24 protein-coding genes are annotated in these 19,860 nt (G+C 61.0%); 2 read left to right on the top strand and 22 right to left on the bottom strand.

The features are described from left to right. Positions 1-60 precede the first annotated feature (60 nt). From IB277_RS31000 to IB277_RS31015, 4 genes are all read right to left on the bottom strand, one after another. Positions 61-234: a hypothetical protein gene (locus tag IB277_RS31000; RefSeq protein ID WP_192372506.1), complete on the bottom strand. Its 174-nt coding sequence runs from the start codon at positions 232-234 to the stop codon at positions 61-63. After that, complete coding sequence (locus IB277_RS31005; RefSeq protein ID WP_192372507.1) at positions 234-548, bottom strand: cell wall anchor protein; 315 nt, start codon at positions 546-548, stop codon at positions 234-236. Before IB277_RS31005 ends, IB277_RS31000 begins: the two co-directional genes overlap by 1 nt. A 29-nt stretch (positions 549-577) precedes the next feature. Beyond that, positions 578-1,102: an N-acetylmuramoyl-L-alanine amidase gene (locus IB277_RS31010; RefSeq protein WP_192372509.1), complete on the bottom strand. Its 525-nt coding sequence runs from the start codon at positions 1,100-1,102 to the stop codon at positions 578-580. Positions 1,103-1,182: 80 nt separating this feature from the next. Then, positions 1,183-1,767, bottom strand: a complete 585-nt coding sequence (locus IB277_RS31015) for a phage antirepressor N-terminal domain-containing protein (RefSeq protein WP_192372511.1) — start codon at positions 1,765-1,767, stop codon at positions 1,183-1,185. Between the two features lie 678 nt (positions 1,768-2,445). Between IB277_RS31015 and IB277_RS38735 the strand changes: the two genes are divergently transcribed. Further along, positions 2,446-2,568, top strand: a complete 123-nt coding sequence (locus IB277_RS38735) for a hypothetical protein (protein WP_256436356.1) — start codon at positions 2,446-2,448, stop codon at positions 2,566-2,568. A 22-nt stretch (positions 2,569-2,590) separates the two neighbouring features. Here IB277_RS38735 and IB277_RS31020 read toward each other — a convergent pair whose 3' ends face one another. From IB277_RS31020 to IB277_RS31030, 3 genes are all read right to left on the bottom strand, one after another. After that, positions 2,591-3,373, bottom strand: coding sequence for a hypothetical protein (locus tag IB277_RS31020; protein WP_192370849.1), 783 nt, complete (start codon positions 3,371-3,373; stop codon positions 2,591-2,593). An 11-nt stretch (positions 3,374-3,384) separates the two neighbouring features. Then, positions 3,385-5,466, bottom strand: a complete 2,082-nt coding sequence (locus IB277_RS31025) for a hypothetical protein (protein WP_192372513.1) — start codon at positions 5,464-5,466, stop codon at positions 3,385-3,387. A gap of 65 nt (positions 5,467-5,531) precedes the next feature. Beyond that, entirely contained in the window at positions 5,532-7,976 is a 2,445-nt protein-coding gene (locus IB277_RS31030) for a hypothetical protein (RefSeq protein WP_192372515.1), read from the bottom strand. 167 nt (positions 7,977-8,143) lie between these two features. Here IB277_RS31030 and IB277_RS31035 point away from each other — a divergent pair, with 167 nt between their 5' ends. Then, positions 8,144-8,476 (top strand): hypothetical protein, encoded by a 333-nt coding sequence (locus tag IB277_RS31035; RefSeq protein WP_192372518.1) that lies wholly within the window; start codon positions 8,144-8,146, stop codon positions 8,474-8,476. On the opposite strand, the gene IB277_RS31040 is transcribed toward IB277_RS31035, so the two are convergent. From IB277_RS31040 to IB277_RS31110, 15 genes are all read right to left on the bottom strand, one after another. Then, positions 8,473-8,877, bottom strand: a complete 405-nt coding sequence (locus IB277_RS31040) for a hypothetical protein (protein ID WP_371813721.1) — start codon at positions 8,875-8,877, stop codon at positions 8,473-8,475. The genes IB277_RS31035 and IB277_RS31040 overlap by 4 nt on opposite strands. Next, positions 8,877-9,443 carry a hypothetical protein gene (locus tag IB277_RS31045; protein WP_192372520.1) on the bottom strand — a complete coding sequence of 189 codons (567 nt, stop codon included), beginning with the start codon at positions 9,441-9,443 and terminating at the stop codon, positions 8,877-8,879. Before IB277_RS31045 ends, IB277_RS31040 begins: the two co-directional genes overlap by 1 nt. After that, positions 9,440-10,159: a hypothetical protein gene (locus IB277_RS31050; protein ID WP_371813722.1), complete on the bottom strand. Its 720-nt coding sequence runs from the start codon at positions 10,157-10,159 to the stop codon at positions 9,440-9,442. The genes IB277_RS31045 and IB277_RS31050 overlap by 4 nt, the downstream gene beginning before the upstream one ends. Next, positions 10,149-12,431, bottom strand: a complete 2,283-nt coding sequence (locus tag IB277_RS31055; RefSeq protein ID WP_192372522.1) for a phage tail tape measure protein — start codon at positions 12,429-12,431, stop codon at positions 10,149-10,151. Before IB277_RS31055 ends, IB277_RS31050 begins: the two co-directional genes overlap by 11 nt. A 297-nt stretch (positions 12,432-12,728) precedes the next feature. Next, positions 12,729-13,085, bottom strand: coding sequence for a GTA-gp10 family protein (locus IB277_RS31060; protein ID WP_192372524.1), 357 nt, complete (start codon positions 13,083-13,085; stop codon positions 12,729-12,731). A gap of 9 nt (positions 13,086-13,094) precedes the next feature. Then, complete coding sequence (locus tag IB277_RS31065) at positions 13,095-13,790, bottom strand: phage tail tube protein (RefSeq protein WP_192372526.1); 696 nt, start codon at positions 13,788-13,790, stop codon at positions 13,095-13,097. Positions 13,791-13,799: 9 nt separating this feature from the next. Then, positions 13,800-14,171: a DUF3168 domain-containing protein gene (locus tag IB277_RS31070; RefSeq protein WP_246812863.1), complete on the bottom strand. Its 372-nt coding sequence runs from the start codon at positions 14,169-14,171 to the stop codon at positions 13,800-13,802. Positions 14,172-14,189: 18 nt separating this feature from the next. Further along, positions 14,190-14,636 carry an HK97-gp10 family putative phage morphogenesis protein gene (locus IB277_RS31075; protein WP_192372530.1) on the bottom strand — a complete coding sequence of 149 codons (447 nt, stop codon included), beginning with the start codon at positions 14,634-14,636 and terminating at the stop codon, positions 14,190-14,192. Further along, positions 14,636-14,818, bottom strand: coding sequence for a hypothetical protein (locus IB277_RS31080; RefSeq protein ID WP_192372532.1), 183 nt, complete (start codon positions 14,816-14,818; stop codon positions 14,636-14,638). Before IB277_RS31080 ends, IB277_RS31075 begins: the two co-directional genes overlap by 1 nt. Then, complete coding sequence (locus IB277_RS31085; RefSeq protein ID WP_192372534.1) at positions 14,818-15,162, bottom strand: phage head closure protein; 345 nt, start codon at positions 15,160-15,162, stop codon at positions 14,818-14,820. Before IB277_RS31085 ends, IB277_RS31080 begins: the two co-directional genes overlap by 1 nt. Further along, positions 15,159-15,461 (bottom strand): hypothetical protein, encoded by a 303-nt coding sequence (locus IB277_RS31090; RefSeq protein ID WP_192372536.1) that lies wholly within the window; start codon positions 15,459-15,461, stop codon positions 15,159-15,161. The genes IB277_RS31085 and IB277_RS31090 overlap by 4 nt, the downstream gene beginning before the upstream one ends. After that, complete coding sequence (locus IB277_RS31095; RefSeq protein WP_192372538.1) at positions 15,461-16,195, bottom strand: hypothetical protein; 735 nt, start codon at positions 16,193-16,195, stop codon at positions 15,461-15,463. Before IB277_RS31095 ends, IB277_RS31090 begins: the two co-directional genes overlap by 1 nt. Then, on the bottom strand, positions 16,192-17,562 hold the full coding sequence (locus IB277_RS31100; RefSeq protein ID WP_192372540.1) for a phage portal protein: 1,371 nt from the start codon (positions 17,560-17,562) through the stop codon (positions 16,192-16,194). The genes IB277_RS31095 and IB277_RS31100 overlap by 4 nt, the downstream gene beginning before the upstream one ends. Next, on the bottom strand, positions 17,562-17,846 hold the full coding sequence (locus IB277_RS31105) for a hypothetical protein (protein WP_192372542.1): 285 nt from the start codon (positions 17,844-17,846) through the stop codon (positions 17,562-17,564). The genes IB277_RS31100 and IB277_RS31105 overlap by 1 nt, the downstream gene beginning before the upstream one ends. Before the next feature lie 55 nt (positions 17,847-17,901). Further along, a complete protein-coding gene (locus tag IB277_RS31110; protein ID WP_192372544.1) occupies positions 17,902-19,860 on the bottom strand; it encodes a phage major capsid protein in 1,959 nt (652 codons plus the stop codon).

Here is a 19,860-nt window from a genome sequence, read left to right on the forward strand (position 1 = left end):
ATGCATATCGTGCTGAAAAGATGGCCGCCCCCCGAGGATGAGAGACGGCCAATATGATGCTTACTGCTGATTCTTCGGCGCCAGGTACGTCAGGACAGCCGGTAGACCGATCGTGAGCGCGTAGAGCGCCAGATAGCCGTACCAAGGCGTGCCCTCAGGCATGAACGGGACGCCGGCGCTGCCGGCAAGAGCGCCGCCGACGCCGGCGCCAAGAGCTTTCGAGATGCTACCCATTACTGTGCTTCCTTCAGTGCGAGAGAGATGGTCGCGTAGGCGGTCGCAGCAACGACGAGGGCGTTGGCGGCCGTGACGCTGGACGGATCGGCACAGATGACGCGCACGCCGTCGTAGGCTGCCTTCTCCTTGGTGATGGTGGATGCTTTGATGTTGCCGGAGGTCGAGGCAGCGATGAACGCGGCATGAGCCGTTTCCAGCAAAGCGCAGGTCTTCGGCAGGTTGGTCTTGATCGCGGCATCGATCGAGCCGGTGGTGGTGGTGCAAGCGGACAGCACAACGGCCGCCGCCGATACGATGATCAGCGAACGCATGTTCGGTTCCTTCGATGTTGGGAGGTTGGTTAGAGGCGTGCTTTGACTTCGGCACGCATCTTGTCGCCGCATGCTTTGGCGCCGATGACGTTCGGCACGAACGGGAGCCGGGTGAAATCCCACTTTCCAGCTTGCTTGATGCCCAGGTTCGGCTGGACCTCGGCGTGCGAAAGGATCGTCTTCGAGGTGACCGGGATTTTGTAGAACTCAGCCAAGTGCGCGATGACATCCATGGCGCGATGCCACTGGGTTTCCGTCATCGGGAACTTGCCGGCATGGAACGGGCTTTCGATGGCCCCAGCCATGCAGGCGAGCGAGACGCCGATCGAGCCGGTGTTGCAGCCGCGCGTGTGAGCCGCATAGTCGTCGTCGGCCGTGTTGATGTTGTCAGCGATCGTGTGGTCGCCGCGGACCACGTTGCCCGACCCCTCGACGATGAAGTGATAGTGCTCCTTGTCGAGATCGGATGCTCGATAGGCGCCGGCGCTCCAATGGGCGATGATACGCGACATCTTCACCGGCTGGAGCCATTCCAGCGGTAGGCGGTATTTCATAGCGATTTCCTTGTTAGTGGAATGAAAAAGGCGGCTCCGAGGAACCGCCTGGCAGTCTCAGACTGTGACCAACGCTGGCTTTATGCCGCTGCACCGTCTCCGGCCGACTTCACGATGGAATAGTCGAGCAGGTTCAACTGGCGGGGGTCATGAAGCATCGCCGGGACGACCGGCAGACCGAGGCGAAACCAGAGTTGCGCAGCAGCCTGGTTCCCGAAAACCTGACGGCTTTCATTGACCATGCGCAGCTTCGTGCTCTCGTTTTCGTGCGCATCTTCCGATGCATCCACAGGCTTCGCGGAAAAGCTCTGCGCCTTGCCGCCGAAGTGCTTGGCAAGCACGCCGTAGCACTCCCGCTGATAGACAACGACCTTCTCCCGCACAGCATCTTCCTTGATGCGAGACGTGTCGATGGTGAAGAGCCAGCCGTTCACTAGTTCAAGTTTGAGGCAGACCGCATCCTGATCGCCGCCACGACCGAAAGGTGTGGCCATGATGGCCATACCTTCGGAGAGGATCTGGTCACGCTTGACGCGCTTCAATTGGGCCGACCAGTCCATACCCATGCTCTCGACGATTGGCTTCAGCGCCACAAACGTGCCGTCATCATTCTCGAACCCGTAGAGTTGGTCTCCACGGAAATTGACAGTTACGATGTTTCCCATGCTATGGGTTTCCTTGTTTGATGGCCTCTCTCCAAAGAGACCATGGACGATATGAGACGGACGGCTTCTCTCCGGTGTCCAATCGAAAAGGCCGTCCGTCTCGCCGCGTTTGGAGCCGCGACATCACCCGCTAAGGCGATCTCCAATTCTTAGCAGAGGCCATAACGTATTTACCGGCCCTGCCCCCAAAACCCCCAACAGTTTCACCTTCTGTTCCGCGCATTTTGAATGTCTTCACGCCAGAAAACTGCGAAAGACGATCTCCATCGCCGCCGTGCTCGACATGCGCGCAAGCTGTCAGGACTGATTTTCCAGATCAACCCTCCTGTTCGTCGGACGCAGGGCGGCGCGTTTGCGTTGCATCCCACTGATTCGTCTGATCTTTTTTGGTCCGGCAACACTGACGAAAAATCAGCGCGGAACACAGATGAATCAAGGGGATAGTCCGGCGCCGTTGCGCAAACTTGACTAAATTTTATCCACAGGGATTTTTGCGATGAGCATGGTGTCTGTCGCGGCTCAGGTCGTGAGTAAGGCGATCTGAGATTCTAAAGACGGCCCGGACACTCCTCGTAGAGAAGCGCGGCATTCGGCCACAGCCTCTCGAAGCGAACAAAATGATTCTGTATCTCAGTCGCCCGGCAGTTTAGCCGCGAAGCCTAAATGAGAACGCCGTCTATGAAGCAGCGCGATCCCCGGAAATACGATCAGCAACTTGGCTTGATCGTTGTGGTAGCCTTTTTAGCGGTTCTCTTCGTCCAGGGCACCATGCTGTTGCTGTCGATTTGGCTTGGCGCTTGAGAGACGCGGGCTTCATACGGCATCAGCTCAACGCATAGTGCTGTTTAAGGAGAGAGACCGCGCTCTGGAAGGACGGCAACATTGTCGGCAAGTGCATAGCCCTGTCAAAAATCAGCGCCATACCCAGTTTGCCAATCCAGCCGAACGAGCTGGCGCTGCCGCCATACGTCCAACGCAAATCGGCGGTGATGTCCGGCGCCAAGGTGTGGGTGACCAGGTTAAGGACTTCCGCATTCTGCCACAGCACGGCCGATTGTTTCGTCTCTGCATCAAACGAAAAGCCGTAAACCGCCGCAACGTCAGCCGCAGGAGAGTTCGCGGCGTTAATCCCGTTCGATACAGAGTCCCCGTTCTTTCCAAAGAAAAACAGAGATCCAGCGCTTGCCGACCGGAAAGACTGTTGAAACACCCCCGCCCCATCGAAAGCCGCGAGCAGGTTCTTGGATGTTGTCGTCGCTCTGGCTGCTGCGGTAATCGACGCGACGCAAATAAAACTGCAGCTTGCCGTTACAGTGCCGGGGGCAAGATGCAGACCGCCGGTATTTTCCGTTAGCTGAATGACCGGAAGGTTGTTGAACCCGGCATCCGTCTCGATCTTCGTGGCCGCCGCCGCATTCTTCGACGTAATGGTCGCCCCCGAAAACCGGTCGCGCCCATTGCCGTCAGCATCGAGTTTGGCAGGGTCGATCACGTGGCGCAGGCCGGCGATGCTGGCGATCTGCCGCTCCCAATCGCTCATCGTGATTTTCGGTGCACCAGGAATGCTGATTGCTGCCGTGCCCGGAATGATGCTCATACGTCCCATATGAAGTCTCCTTAGAGGGTTACAAGCTGATGGCAGGCCCAGTTGTGCATCGGCTCGCCATAAGCGGTGGTATCAGTCGAATTGTCGCGGATGTTGCCGCGCGCGCCTGTAGCCGGGCCGCCATTGGCGCCAGACGTTCCGGTGCGGGCATAGCCGAGCTGCTGAGAGCTTGGACTTCCCGGGTCACCGGAGAGCGCAACGGTGATCTGGCGGGAGCCCGTCTTGGTGACACTCGCGATCGTCCGCAGCGTACCTCCGGTCTGGAACCACTCGAAGCCATAGTTGCCGGGATTACTCACCAGCGTCGTGTCGAGCGACACGTCCGTCGTTTCATCGCCACCGGCATAGGTCAGCACGATGTTGGCTCCCGTCCTGACGGCGCTGGCGATGTGCAACGGCTCCCACGCCGCACCTCCGAGGGTTTGCCTGACGGCACGGCCATGATACGCGCCGAGCCGGGCCGATGATGCGGCGGTCAGATGCACGCCATCCGCAACCGTCTGGAGGAAGTATTTCGGGCAGACGCACAGGATGATGCCGGGATTGGCGAGCGCCGCCTGCAGCTGCGCCAGCGGAACATCGCTGACCGTTGGCATCGAGCCGTATGCCGTCCAGTTGCTGATCTGGTCGACAAACAGCAGCACGTCACCGGCAACTCCGGTGTAGACGGAGATGTCGGCGGTCAGGTCTGTCTGCAGTTCCTCCAGATAGCCCTGATAGGTCGCGAGACTGTCCGAAAGGTTGTTTTCGCCGTGGATGAACGAAGCCGTCGAGGCGGCGAAGTCGAGCCCATTCAGCCCGGCCATGATGCGCGCCCGGCGGATCGACGTGATGATGTTGGCATAGGGCTGCGTCCCCTTCTTCAGCCCGGAGTAAGGGGTTCCGCCGCGGCCATGCGCGACCACGAGCGCGGCCTCGTTGGCCGCGATACCCCCCACCTTCGTCAACTCGTATCCGATTTGCGACGCCGGGGTTTCCCGGCTGCTTTCGAGCAGATCGACAAGCGAGAGCCGGTTTTCTGCCGGCGTCGGCTGGTCGGCGTTCAGCGTGCCGCGCACGGCCGGGCCGACATTGAACATCAAGGCGCGGCCCGCGCGCACCGCCGTCGTCGAGACCGGCGGCGTCGATGACGACCCGTCGCTGAGCGACTGGCCGTAGAGCGCATGATAGATCAGTTCCGACACGCTGGAGAGCAGCGATGTGCCGGCCAGAACATCCTCAGTTTTCGCAGTCAGAACGCCAGCGATGTCTTCAACGTAGCGGGCCTCGGTTCCGACAACACCAACCGCCGACGCGTTGTTTTCGCCAAAGGTGATCGGCGTGACGTCAGTGCCATTCGAGAGCGCATACACGCGGGAAACGGTGGAAACCAGCCGGTCAAAGAGCTGGACGTCGACAGCACCAGAGGAATCGACCCACCCCAAGTCGAAGTGATAGCCGAAGACGAGGTCGCCATTCTCCGTAACGACAGACCAGAGATAGTCATCGAGAAGGGCCGGGACACCGGTCGTTTCCAGCATTGCTGCGACGCGCAGAACGCCATCTCGGTCAATGCCTGCCGTAACACTGCCGTCGGCAGCTGCGAGTAAGACGGTTTGCCAGTAGTCGTCCATCATCCCTTCGCTTGTAGCGGCAGGAAGGAGGGTCTCCCTGCTCTGGCGAAGAAGGTCGGCAAACGAAACCTCATCGGCCTTGTCATCAATGGAATTCTGAAGCGAGATCGGATCGATGACGTCGCCGACTCGCTGCCACCCGATCGGCGACGGGCTCCATGCGTATTCCCCACTATTGGGAACAGTGCCTCCAATAACAGGATCAGTATGCGAGCCGGCGTCAGACGTTGGCACACGGCCGGGCTGGCCCGCGCGCGTCCCGAGGATGGCTGCCAGCGCCGGCCAGGTGCTGCCCACCACGTATCCTTCGGCGGCCCCTTCCGCAGCGGATTGGGCTTCGTCGACGCCCGTCTGGACCGCATCGACGAACGCGAAAATGTCGCCGGTCTTGTCGGGATCGTTTTCCCCGGTAGACGGAACTCCGTCAACCACATACTTGCGCCAGGCCTTGCGGCCCAGGGTGCGGATTTCGTCAGCCATGAAATTCCCCATGTAATAGCGCTCCGGCAGTAACCAGAGCGACGGAAAGAAAAGAGGGTGAACTGTCAGATGATGGTGACCGAGACAGGCCCCGCCTGTAGCCCCTCGACGCCGGACCCGTTTAGCGGGATCGCGTAATAGTCCCACGCACCCTGTGGGGCGCAGGCAGGCGTTTCCGCAAACATGATGATGTCGTCGTATGAACCGGCGAAGGCGGTGTCAGCGATGACGACAAAGGTATTGTTCCCGGTTGCCGCAGTCAGCTTTTCAAGGAAGCTGCCGTCGCCGGTTCTCAGTACGCCGTTGACGGTCGTACCACCGGTAAAGCGGACACGTGCCGAACCGCCTCCATAGCCGGAAAGGCTCGACGCCACGCGATATATCGTCCCTGCGGCCAAGGTCTGTGCCTGTGTGAGGCTAGAGGTTGCGCCTGCCGCCTTGTTGGCCTTGCCACCACTGATCGTCCAGCCGGTGCCTTTCGACCAATCGGTGTCCGCCGAAAAGACCCCGTTGACGATCATGTTTGTTCGCGTCGCATCACCGTCGACATAGGAGAAGGTCGTGCCTGGCGCCGCGCCGATTACGATCTTCGCGTGCGCGTTCTTGTCGAGCGGCACGCCGGCCGGCGCGCGATAGAGGGCGATGCGCTTCAGGTTGAGGTCATTCGCCGTCGCGAAGGAAAACGCCGCGCGTCCGAGCTGCGGCGAGGCGCCAGAGAGTGCGAATGCCGAAAGCGCGAGCGGCGGGGCGGAGTTGGCAACCGGCGTCAGCAACACATAGTCAGTCCAGTTGGACTTGGATCCGTTCGACCAGGCGCGCAGCCGGAAGCGGTGCTCGACGCCATCGGCAAGGTATCCGGACCGCGCCTCGCTCTCACCGCGCTTCGACATGGTCGAGAGCGCCGTCTGGTTTGGCCCTTCCGTCGGCTGCCATTCGAATTCGTAGAGTAGAGCATTGGAGATATGTGTCCAGGTCGCAACCGCGTAGGTCGCCTCCTCGCCACCCGCAACCACCTGCCGCTTGATCTCAACGGCGAAACCAGTCGGAACCGGCACGCCGGAGGATACCACCACCTCGGGCACCGTCGGCGGCTCACCTTCTTCCGTCGCGGCATCAAAATCGTACAGGTCCGCCGGCACGACGATGCCGGAAAACTCCACGGTCAAGCTGCGGAAAGAGAAGGTGGGCGTCGACGTGATCTCGACGATAGCCTCGTTAAGCTGCGGCGGTGCATGCACGCGGACGAAGCGCCGATAGCCAATGTTCTTTGCAGCCTGGTACGTGGCAAGGATTGAGACGCGCGGCGCATTGGCGCGGATCATGGTGATCTTCTGCAGCCGCTGCACATGGTTGTGCCGCTCGATCACCTGATTGTCGAGCGTACGCGTGCGCTCCGTATCCTCGCCGATATAGGGATCGCCCCAGATCGCCGCATCAACCGTATTGTAGCGGCTCGAAGGGTCAACGAAGCGGCCGCGCACCGCGAGCACTGTCGCCGCCTCACTGCGGTTCGCCTTGAAGGTCAACCGATGGATGTCGTCCTCTGTCAGTCTGATATCAGGCTCGACAAACTCCCCCGCGTGCACGCCGATCAGCCCGTCCGGCCGCTCGTAGACGACGAGCTCTGCCGCCTGGTCGAGGAAGCGACCGACCTCAACCTGGTTGTTGTTGGCACGGAACCATATGCCCCCGTGGTAGCGCGGCTCACTCTCACCGTCCCGGTTGGTCACAGGCTGGTCGCATACGTCTGCCGCATGCGACCATTCCGGCATGTAGAGGTCAGCGAGGTTCTGTTTTCCACCCCATGGGTTCGTCAGCTGATGCGCGCGCAAGAGAGCGAGGTTTTGCGCGAAGCTGAAGGTATCCTCGTCCGCCATCTCATGCGCCGGGTTGCGTGGGTCGAAGACTAGCGCTCCGTCGATCACACTCGAATGCTGCGGCATTTGGTTAGGATAGACCGTCATGTAGTCATCAGGGCTCGCCGACGCGCACGCCAGCAGGACGGATGCCAGCCCGTCGCCCCGATGGTCGGCGGTGAAGACTCCCGGGAAAGCCGCAACTAAATGGGGATAGGCCGTCTCTGCATCGAGCCCGAGCCGTGTGTTGATCCGCACATAGGGGTTCGACTCATCGAAGTAGTTCGCCGGCGAGACGACAACGTCATCGGAGAGCGTCACCGCATCGTCATGAAGATAGTGCTGCACGTAGCCTTGAATGCGATGCCCGGCGGTAATCAGCAGGTGATACGCCGTGCCGTTTTTCTCCTCGAGCGCGGCATAGTCCGCCCCCTTCTTCCGACGTCCGAGAACGATCGATATGCTCGGGACGGATTGTTTAAGGTTGTAGCTACCATCCTCGGGTTTTGGAACAGACGGCTTGTCTACGAAGAGGCCTTGCAGAAGCCCTGCGCCATAGGCGAGGCCGGCAGAAAGGGCTGCATAGGTCCCCAGATATAGGGCGTTGGCAAGGCCAGTCGTGGTTGCAAAGGACGCCACGATGAGCGCGGCCATATCAAGTACACCTGGCAAAGAATTAACCCCGCTTGCAAGTTTTGAGTTGCACGCTATCGTTGCCCCGCTCGAAGAGGGGACAATCCATGAAAATCTCGAATGCGTTGATCGCTGTCTCTGTCTGCGCACTTACGGCCGGGTGCGCATCAACCGGATCAATGTCGCGGATGAACACCTACAAGTTCCCGGTCTACAACGTGAAAATGGCGGATGATACGTACCGGGTGTACGAGCACAAAACCGACAAGTCGCTGATGGTCGCTCCGAGCCTTGCCAAGACGATGTCGATTGGCGCCGCCCAAGGAGCTACCCTTGGCTTGGTGGATGCCATGACGCCAGAACAGCAAATGCAGGCTGCCGCTCAGCAGCACCTCAACAATACTGGCAGAGGCCAGTGCAAGATTACGAGAGGCTATCTACTGCAGAAGCCGCTCTATGAATTTTGGTATGAGTGTCCAGCCGCAACCGTGACACCTGTCGCCAAGCCAGCGGCCAGCTAAGCAATCGACCAGACCCCAAGGGATTGGGCCGTCATCGGCCCAATCCCATTCTTGAAGCGTACCTGCCAGCGCTCTCCGTCGTGTATCGCCCCGAACTGGCGATGAATGTTGGCGGCGCTCCCGATGACACCGATGGCGCCACAGACCGGACGCTGCAGCCTTTCTCCGCGGATAAGTGAGGCGCACGAATCGACCAGAACAGTCATGTCTCCCGTCTGCTCGATGATCGCCCGAAACCCTTCCTCACTGCTGTAAGTGCCGCGCAGATGCGCCGCTGGATCAGGATGCCCGAGCCAGATCGCCCACGCGGCGAGGAACATGCAGCAATCTACTTGTCCTGGTCGCCACGGCTTCTCTCCATAGGCGCGTAGGAATTCAGCCAGCGTCCGCTCCACCGACATCACCAGTTCGGCCAGCCGACAGTCTTGTCGATCAGCAACGGAATGCGCTCACAGAACCGGTCCGGGGGTGCTGTCGGATTTAGAATTGCCGAACGCGCCTTCTGGTCTATGTCGGAGTAGACGCCCCCATTGGTCAGCGTCCGAAGCGTGAAGCGATTGACGATGTCGACGCGGATCGAACTCGTAACCTGACTGCTGTCCGCGACCTTTTCGAAGGTGATGTCGTCGATCAAACCGGTAAAGCGAACATCCGGCGCGCCGATGGCTTGTCCCCATCGGTCGCAATCTTGCGTCAGGATCTGCACCTTGGCCCCGATGATCTCGCCGTTCTGGTAATCTTCCCAAGCGAGATCGGTCGTCAGGCGATCGAGCCCGGAAATCCCGAGCGTCAGCGTGAAGGCCTCGCCGTTGATCGCCATTTCGATCGCATCGAGCCCCCCCTCGACCAGGTTAGCCTGCCGCCAAAGAAGCCCCTCCGCATCAAGGAACGGGCCGGAACCATCCCAAAAGCGTATGGTCGCACTCGGAAACGTCATCACGCACAGGATGCGAACGAAATCGATCATGCCAACAACCCCGCCGCAAGATCTGACCAGTAGTCGACGGCCTCGACGAAGTTGACGCTGTGCTCGCTAATCATGCTCGGGTTCATCGAAACATCCATGCCGCGATCGTCCTGAAGGTGAGCAAGGCAAGTAGGCCGGTTGAACTCAAGGTCCGCATTGGCACGGATCGGCGCGCGCACAGCCGGAAAAAGACCCACTTCCCACGTCGACCCGGTGATCGATACAGCAGGACCGGTTTCATAAAGCGCATGGTTGAAGCTGAACCTCACACCAGCAAGATCGTTCTCCGCCTCCAGGACTTGCAACCTGATCTTAGTCGCCCCGATCGGCACGTCCTCGGCACAACGCACCGAAATCGACCCCTGCCGGTACATGGTCCCGTCGGAAAACGACGTGCCGTCTGAGTGTGGCACATAAACATCCGGCTCGAACTCCCCGCTGGCATAGGGCGCCGTGTCCCAACTCCAGGCGGGAATGACTATGAGGCCGGAGCGGCCGCCAAGCCCGGTACGCAGCGCATTCCATACCCGTCGCTGCGCCTTGCTATGGAGCATTACGCCGTTGAGCGCGATGCTCCAGAAGCCGCAGTCCGTCCGGATGGTCCGCTCAAGTCCGTTGATCGTTCGCCCGCCAGAGCGCGAGAACGGGACGGGGTTGGCGGCGATTTCCCTTGCCGGCAGTAGGTCTTGTGGCCAGTAAAGGAAATCAACCGACACGATAGTCTCCGCCCACCTTGTTTGCCTGATATCCCGCCATCACCGGAACCACCTGCCGGTTCGCCGCCCCAACGATCGAGGGCGCTGCACGCTCGATGCGCTGATCGCTGACACTGGTCACGAACGGCACCAGGTTCCCGCTCTTGTCGACATCGGCCGAGAAGGTGACATGCATGCCGCCCCCCGCCGCACGCTCCTGACCCGGTTTGGTGATCGAGACCGTTTCATTCGGACTGGCCCGGAACGCGACCAACTGACTATCGATGCCGCCGGCGCCACCGACCTCAAACGAACCGCCATTGGCGAAGCCAATCAGCGAGCCCAAGCCGCCAAAGATCGAGCCGAGCAGACCGCCGCTATTGCCAGCGACACCGCCGCCGAGAAGCGCCTGAAACGCCTGGTTCATCCACGTTTCGGAGAGCGAACCGAGAAGATCGGCTAGCGCTTCCTTGACGCTCTTGGACCCGTCGATCACTCCCTGGAAGGCGCTCGAAAAGCTCTGGCCGAGGGACTGACCGGCATTTTCGATCTCTCCGAACGAACCTTTGACATCGGAAGCGACCCCGCCGGCAACACCCACGACCTGGCCGCGCATGCTCTCCATGCCGTTGCCGAGGCCCTGCATGATGAACTGGCCGATCTCCGCCATCACGCGCGACGGCGAGTTGATGTCGAAGAAGCCGGTAAAGGTGTCCTTGATCCCCGACGCGATGTCGGCGACGCCGCCCTTCAACTCCTCCCACTTGTTCTGAATGCCCTGCCAGAGCCCGTTGATGATGTCGGCACCGATCTGCATCATCTGACTGGGCAGAGCCCTGAAGGTCGCGAGGATCTGCTCGCCGAGGCCTGCAAGCGATGCAATGATCGCCGTCCGCAACTCCTCAAACTTAGCGATGACGGCGACCAGCGCCTCTGTGTGAAGCTGGATGAATATATCGACTAGCTTTTTCACCCACTCCCATGCCGCCTGAATTTCCGGCCAGAAAGCGATGACGGCGGTGGTCAGAAGTCCAAGCCCGGCCACGACGCCAGCAATGGGAAGGCCTACCGCCGCGATGGCCGACGCGATCGCGCCGAGCGTGATCAGCAACGGACCGAGAACGGCCGCCAGACCGGCAAGGATCGTGCCCCACTGCAACAGTGCCGGGCTGGTAGCGGCAAGCGCTTCGATCCAGCCGGCCAGCATCGTCACGAAGCTTGTGACCATCGCCAGCAGGCCGCTATCGGCAATCGCGATCTGCAGCGTTTCGAAGGCACCGCCGAGTTTCTCAAGCTCGCCGTTGAAGCCCTTCAGACGAGCCGCTGCCTGCTCCTCAGCCGAGGCCGCTCCAATCTTCGCCTTGAGTTCGTCGATGCCGGCGCCGCCGGTCTTCATGAGCATGATGGCCGTTCGCATAGCGTCCGTGCCAAACATGGTGCTCATCTTGTTGTTCATCTCCTCGTCGGAGAGACCACCCATCTTTGTCTTCAGCTCTTCGGCGATCGCCGACATGCTCTTCATCGAGCCGTCGACGTTGAAGAACTTGAGACCAAGCTCCTCCATAGCCGCGGCCGCCTGGTCCGACTTCGGCACGAGCGTCGTCAGGAAAGTCTTGAACGACGTGCCGGCGTCTGAGCCGCTGGCGAAGGCGGAACTGGTGGCGGCGATGACCGCATTGAAGTCCTGGAAGGTGACACCGAGGTTCCCAGCGACACCACCAGCTTGGCCCATGGCCAGCCGATAGTCGTCGAAGCCGAACTTCGATTCCAGCAGAACACCGGTGATGCCGTCGACCAGCGGCGCGAGGTCCTTGGCTTCCTTGCCAAAGTTCATCATCACGTCGGTCGCGACATCAGCCGCGGCGGCGAGGTCGGAACCTGACGCCGCCGCAAGCTGCATGCTCGCCTGGACAGCGCCATCGAGGATCTGTCCGGCCTTCAACCCGTTCTTTGCCAACATCTCCATAGCGTCGGCGGATTCCGATGCGGAGAAGCTGGTATCGGCACCGAGTTTCACCGCCATGTCGCGCATGGCCTTGAACTCGTCAGCCGTCGCGCCGGTGGCGGCATCGACGCGGTTCATCGCCGCCTCGAAGTCGCCGGCCGTCTTCACTGTCATCGCCCCAAAGCCGAGGATTGGCGCGGTCAGAGACAGCGACATCGTCTTCCCGAGCGACTGCATGGAGTTGCCGACGCCCTTGAGGGTCTTCATCGCGTCGCCAAGTCCCTTGTCGAACATGGCGGTGTCGATGCCCAGGACAACCCGGAGCGAGCCAATTACGGCAGAGGCCATGTCATCTCCTTGTCAGCGCCGCCGTCCACGCCTCAGCGATGGCGATCTGCTCTTCCATCGTCTGACGCCGGCGCGGTCCTTTCGGTGCGCCGTGCGTCAGTTCTTTGAGGCGGGGGAGTTTCTTTTGTCGGGCGAGCGCCTCGATGTGCCAGGCGAGCCAAGCTCGATCGTTGTGATCGGCCTGCATACGGTCGACGGAGCCGTCGAGAACGACACCGATTTCACGAGGCGTGAGCCGCCAGAAATGCGAAGGATCCTGTCCGGCCGCGACCCATGACCGTAACAGCCTGAGTGGGTCTAGGCCTTCGCTTTCCGAGGGTTTGCGGGCTTCCCCTTTCCAGCCTCGGGTTGGGGGAAGGCCAACCGGAACGCCTCGCCGACCTTGGTGATCGTGGGCTGCAATCCCGCTTCCGAAATCAGTATCCCGACCTCGGAAAGCGAGATGCCGGCATGATGATCTTGAAGCCCGGACCATACGAGCGAGCGCACAGTGCTGAGACGCAAGGCCTCGGGGTTCTGGATGGTCTTGACGATCGCTGCGACCGGCTGGTCGAGTTCAGTCTCAAGTTCGCAGAGCGCGTTAATCGAGAACGACAACGTATAGGAACGGTCCCCAACCTGAAGGGGGACCGAGCCGCGAAGTGGGTTCGCCATGTCAGCTCCTTACGCCGCGATGACGTTCGGCGTCGCTGCACTGGTGGCAGTGGCCGAGCCAGCCGTGTTCGTCGCGGTGACGGCAACAGTGATCGCCGCGCCAACGTCGCCGGCAACCGGGGTATAGGTCGCATTGATCGCGCCGGCGATGTTCACGCCGCCCTTCTTCCACTGGTAGGTGAAGGAAGGCGCAGCGCTCCACACGCCCGGATAGGCGGTAAGGACCTGCCCGACCTGGGCAACGCCGCTGATCGCCGGCAGCACCGAATTGACCGGAGCAGCGGCTGGCGTCGAGACGTACGAGCCGGTCACCTTGAACGTGACGGTCGCCGTCATCTTATCGTCGGTCGGAACAGCCGGTTCATAGCCGGTGACCAGGCCGGAGAAGATCCATGCGACCGCGTTCGGGTAGGTGATCCGGCACTTGACGCGCGCGCCGGAGGTGCGGATTTCGCGGACCTTCGCATCCGAGGCCGAGCCCGGGACAAAGTTCATCTCGAAGGACGCTTCGCCCGGGTCGGAAAGTCCGGAGATGAATTCACGCGTCCGGTTCGGGGACTGCATGTGCGTCGCGTCGACGACGTCGACTGTGTCGCTCGGCGGCGTGATGTCGAACACTTCGGCAAGCTCTATCCACGTCGCGCCATCGTCCTGGCTGACGTGGAAGAATGAGCCATAGCCGATCGAGGCCAAGGTTTCAGCCATCTTACTCTCCTAGTTTGTGTGGTGAATGATCAGGTCGACGGACGTTCGGAAAAGCTGCGTTACCTCTCCCGCGTCCGCCGCCGGGAGATCACGTTCGGAATCGATGAAAATCCCTTGGAAGATGCCACCCCGATATCCGGAAGTGGCCTCGATCAATGCGCGCGCCGCCTTCTTCGAGGCGGTGTAGGTTTCGGCGTAGACGTCCGCCTGCACGCGGCTCGCCACGTATCCGGAGGCGCCGCCCATGTGATAGTCCCGGGCGCCGTCAATCCGTTGCAGGACGACATATGGCAGGCCAGCATCTGATTGCAGCTTGGCCGTCCAGTTGACACGAGTGCCGACAAGCGCCGTCAGCCCGGCCGCTCCCAGCAGCAGGCTCATCAAAGCTTCTTCCATCGGCTATTTGCCTTTCGCGGCTTTCTTCGCCAGGCGCGCGGCTGTCTTCTCGATCTCGACCCATGTCAGGTTCGCGATCGTGTCGAGCGCCTTGCTCTTGTTCTGATCCCATGCCGGCCGCATAAACGGCTGCGCATGGTGGCCTGGACCAGTTCCAAACTCCTGAAGATGACCAGCCGGGTCCGGTCCAGGGCCGATGTACATCTCGACTGGAGACTCTTTGTGCCGAATAGTCGTCTGACGGCTCGACAGCTTTGGGCTGACGTCGATGCTCTGCGACAGATGCATGTCCAGCTTCGGCGCCAAGGCGCGCGCCGTCCGCGCGATCGGCTCGCCAGCCTCTTTCAGGGTCCGCCGCAAAACGCCTTTCGCGTTCGCCTGCGGCAGCTGCTTCAGTGCGTCCTCAAGATCCTTGAGGCCCTCGACCTTGACCGTGAACCCCTTGGCCATCAGGCAACCTCGGCGATAACGCCAAACCGAGCGACGATGCCGGAGCAAACGTCACCGAACGCCTCTGCCCGCTGGCTACCGAAACAGACAGCGATTAGCGCAGCCGGGAAGAACGCAACATTCAGAAACGGTAGCACCCACCAGCGGAGGCGAATACGGACCTTCAGCGTTGCCACTGCCATCAGTTGTTCTCCCTCACGGCAGAGATCTCGATGAAACGGTTACGCCCCTCCGAGGTCTCTTTGGTGCCTTTGATGTTCCAGATGTGACCGTCGTAGTTGATGCGATCGGTCGGCGTGATTGTCTTCGACCAGGCAGTGAACCTGATCACGAAGAAGCTAAGGAGGAAGGATCCGACCTGATCGGCGGCGAGGATTTCTCTTCTGGCCCGGTCGGAGCTGTCCTTCCGCTGCGCCCAGACGGTGATGAAGGGCGCCCACGTTTCGACAGGACTGTTGAATTCGTCGACTGTCCTGGTCGCCCTTTCGATGACAATGCGACGATCGAGGTTTCCGGCCTTCGTCATGCGAGTGTCGGGTCCCGACGCCCACACAGCAGGCTCGTTACCGCGGCTGATAGCGGTTCGTCGACTTCGTCCCAGAGGTTCCTCGCAACGATAAGGATTGCTGCACGGACATCGTCCGGAACGGTCTCCTCAGTCCAAGGATCATCCTCCCGCTTCACATGGCGCAGAACGATGACAGAGGCGCTATCGGCGAGTTTCTGGAACTGCGGGGCCAAAGGATCGTTGATGGCCCCAGCCTCGTCTCGAGACAGGCTCAACCGCAGTTGGAAATCGAGATCATCGAGCGAAACGAGCGCCATCAGCGTGCCTCCGCCGGCAAACCGACACGAATAGGCGCGGACGGCTTCACCTCTTTCAACGTGCCATCCTTTCCATCGCGGCCCTTCTTTGCAGCGAGTGTCCAGTGCTTTGCGCTGCTGTCCGGCTTCTCGGTCGTTTCGTCGGCGTCGCAGTGCCAGAGGCTTCCGCCCCAAGTCACCGTATCGCCCTTGCGATAGGTCCCTTCCCGGTGGACACCACGATAGATCATCACCGGAATGCCGAGCTCGACCTTGAACGACTGCTCGCCGCGCTCGAAGGACAGAAGCACCGTGCGGCCGTCATCCATAAGCGTGGCGTCGAAATCCGACAGCGAGAAGCCGTCCTTGCCTGGCTCGCCGTCTTTCCCCACGACCTTGCCAAGGTTGTAGGGAATCCCATTCGTCGCCGTGATAATGAGGTTCCCGTCGCGATCGATCATTGCGCCGGCGAGCCCGATACCATCATTGCCCGGCTCGCCATTCTTCGCCGCCGGCAGCGCAGATACTTGCCGCTCCACCTCCTCGGACACGAGAGCATCAAAATCGGGCACGTCGGGTGCGACCCCGATCGCATCCACCGCGGATTTAAGGTCAGCGAGTTCCTCGCCAAGATCGCGCGGCATCGGCAACGTGTCGAGGCGACGCTCCAAAGCTTCGAGCCGTACCGCGATCGGATCCAATTGCGCCTTCACGATGCCGGCGAGTTCAAGTCCGAATGCCTTGGCGTCAATCATGCCGCGAGACCTTTCTGAAATGCCAGCATGGCCTCGGCGACAAAGGCGCGCTGCTCCGATTGCGCAAGCGCTTCGGCATCGTCGGAGTTGTTTCTGGTGTCGACAGGAGCGGCCGATGCGGATTGAGACTGTGCGATTAGCTGCGCGTCGCGGGCGGCAATGGCCTCGATGCTGTGATCCTGCTGCTGCAGGTAGATCGTGTTGCCGCCGCTAACGCCCTTGAGGTCGAGTTTCCGGCGCCGCTCGTCGAGCGTCATCACGCTCTTCGACTTCTCAAGCACTTCCATCTGGGTGACGCTGTCCATGCGCAGCAGATTGTCGGTGTCGAGCTCTGTTCCGAGGTTCTCGCCTGTGGCAAGCCCCTCGTCCAAGCAAAGCTCTATGGACTCGATCAGCACCTGAAGGCACTGCGAATAGTATTCGACGTTGAGCGCCTGGATATTGTCGTAGGACGGCAGTTCACCCACACCGATCTTGTACGGCGGCACGTGATACGTCGAGCAGACCGTTTGTGCCGTCCATTTCAGCTGCTCGATCAGCTGAGCGTCGACGGCCTTGGCCTTCATCGCCTCATATTTCAGCCCATCGCCCAGGACGGCGACCTTGCCGGAGTTCTTCCCGGCGAAATTCGTGTCCCAATATTCTTTGAGCCTTTTGGCCGTATCATCCTCGATCGAGCCGGGGGCGGTCAGGACGCCGCCGGGCTGCGCACCATTCTGGAAGAAAAGAGTGCTGTCGTTCTGGATCGCTAGACCCTGCATGGCAGCAAGGCCGCCGGCGAAGATCGGAGAGAGACCCACCAGGGGATGGAAGAAGCAGTTGAAGCGGTCGTGAATGATCTCCCGTGCGGGGACGATGACGGATTGCTCAACGCCGCTCAAAGCGTCCGCATTCAACTGGTAGAATACGGCGCCAGTTTCGGAGACGAGCGGCGTGACTAGATCGGGGTTCAGGACATAGAGCTTGACGACCACGCCGCGGCCGTCGCGCTGCTTCAGCACATACGTGTTGCCGCGCTGCAGTTTCGACAGCACCCAACTTTCCATGAACTGGATTCGCGTCTGCCAGTCGTTCGGCTTGCGCAGGACCGGCGAATAAGCAGAGTTCGAAGTTTCGGACCAAATGCCGTCGCTGTCCTTCGCCACCAGTTTGATACGAAGCTTCGCTATGTCCGAAGCGATCAGCGTGCGGCAGGCGAAATCAGCGTGATTGGACAAGACGGAATCGAATTTTACTTCAACGTTCTGTTGCCATGCGCCCGGATAGCTTTCGAGAATAGACCACCATCCGCGCCCGCTCTGCGCGACAGGTGACAAGGCCTTCTCAACCGCTTTAGCGCGGGAGATGTTGAACCCGAAAAGGCGCATCAGTTCGCGTCCTTTTCCTCAACGATCTTCGATCGGAGTGTTTCTGCATCCCAGCCGTTGAAGGGCCGCTTGCCAGAGACTTCCTGATATTTCTTGCGGAGAGCCGCCAGATCGTCGGCTGGCGCGCTGGCGCGGCCCGACCGCTTCTGAGCACCGGCACCCGCCGGCGCAGCCTTGTTGACGGCGATCAGTACGCGGGCTTCACGGTCCGGCGCTTCGAATGCGTCGCCCGGAATGAGGCGGCGTGTTCCATAGGTCAGATGGCGGTTGGCAATCAGCTTCATCTTCATCTCCACCAGCAGTGAGGAGGCGGGGTCTGAAACCCCGCCACCGTCTCAATTACGGAGTGACCACCGGAGTGCCGTAATCGGCATCGCCGATGTAGGCGACGGCGGAGGCGCGGCGCTTTGCGAAGTTCAGCGGACGCACGACCTTGATGGCAACGGAGTCCGTCTGGAACATCGACACGACGCTGGCATTTGCAGTCGGAGTGTCGCTGGCGCCGTCCGGCGCATTGTCCATCTGGATCGCCGCCTCGGTGGAGAGGGAAACCTCCACGCCTCGGTCGCCGATCTTGTAGATGTCCGACGGCTTGAGCAGGATGAAGTCGCCGGCACCGACGTTGCCACCGGCGACCAGGGCATCGCCGAGTAGCGTGCCGCCATTCGCGGACAGTCCCGGAAATGCGAAGTTGCCCATGACGTTCTGGATAAGCCCCAGCGCCTTCGACAGCGACTGTGTGGTGACGAACTGCAGGCCGTCTGCATTGCTCGCCGCGATGAAGCCCGCATAGAGCGCCTTCACGTCTGCAATGACGCCTTCGATATCCGGGCCCGCGCTGGTACCGGCCGTGAGGCCGTTAAGGATGCCGGCAGGAGACACGCCAGCCGAAGCGGCCGCTGCTCCAAGGAACGTCTGGTCGACACGCTGCGCCGAGGCCTCGACCAGAGCGTCGCGAACCAGCTTTTCAGCCGCCGGCGAGGAGTCTCGGAGCAGTTCCTTTGACACCACGGCCAGAGCTGCGACCTTGAGCGGGGTCAGGTTCACGTCCATGAAGTCCGCCTTGCTGACGGGAATGGACTTGGACTGTCCGACCCAGTAGCCGGTCGCCGCGCCGTCCTGGCCCGCGATGTTGACGTTCGCGGGCACCTCGCGCAGCGGCAGCTTGTCGAAGACAGTACGGCTGTACAGGTATTCGATGAAGTCGCCGGTGTAGCGATCGATGTGGACGAGCTCTGCGCCCCATTCGCCGGAGTCCGTGCCGCCCCCGGCGACGGCAGCTTTGATGCTCTCGACGAGCTGGGGGTTGCTGCGGCCCCAGCGCTTGTGAGCCACGCCGACAGCAGACATGTCGTCGATGCGTGCCAGGGTCTTGGCGATCACCATGCGGGTGTAGTTCTGGCCCTCGAAGGCCTCGTCCTTTTCACCCTTGATGACAACCGGGGCGCCGGTGCGAGCGGCGGTACCGGCAGCAGTGGTCTTGACCTGGGTAGCAACGACCGGCTTCGCCGAGAGCGCCTGTGTCTTTTCGAGAGCGCGAAGGCGCTTGAGGTCGCCGTCGATCGCTTCGACTTCGGCTTCGAGCGTGTCGAAGTCTTCCTGTTCGGCCTGGTCGGTAGAGCGGCCTTCGTCGATGGACTTCTGCATGACTTCGGCCATACGTGCGGCCTTTGCCTGACGGGAGGCTTCCAGCGCCGCGATCTGTTCAGCAATGGTCTTCATAGCTGGGTTTTCCTTGATCTTGAGATTGACTGAGTGCTTCGATTTTCCCGCAGCGCCGGGAGCGACAGGCCGATCATCCGCCTTCGGCTCTTTGCCAGACGCGGCGAGCAGAGGGCGGTCGATCGACTTGATTGTGGAAATCATTGCGTCGGCGTTGGCCGGCACGGAGACGAGGGAGAGCTCGAGAACTTCCGTGGCGATAAAGCGGATGCCACCATCGTCCATCCAGGAATGTTCAAGAGAGCGGAAGCCGATCGAGACCGCGCGCACGAGGCCGGCCTTGAGTTCGCCCCACGCCGTTTCGATGCGGTCGCGCAGTGGGCCGGCGTCTTCGATCTTCGGCAGCTTTGCCTCGAACGTGATCCCATCCTTTGTGGGCTTGTCGAACGTGACCGTCCCGACCGGCTTGTCATGATCGTGCTGGTGCAGCAGCGGCATCGGGTTCTTGAACCGAACGCCCATGGGTTCCACGATATCGCCGACGCGGTCCGGGTTCGGCGTCGTGGCGACGCCGCGGATAACGCGCTGCTCCTCCTCGACCGCCTTCACGGTCAGGACCGAATACATCCTGTTCAT

The organism is Ensifer sp. ENS07, from assembly GCF_014852185.1.
GTDB lineage: Bacteria > Pseudomonadota > Alphaproteobacteria > Rhizobiales > Rhizobiaceae > Ensifer > Ensifer adhaerens.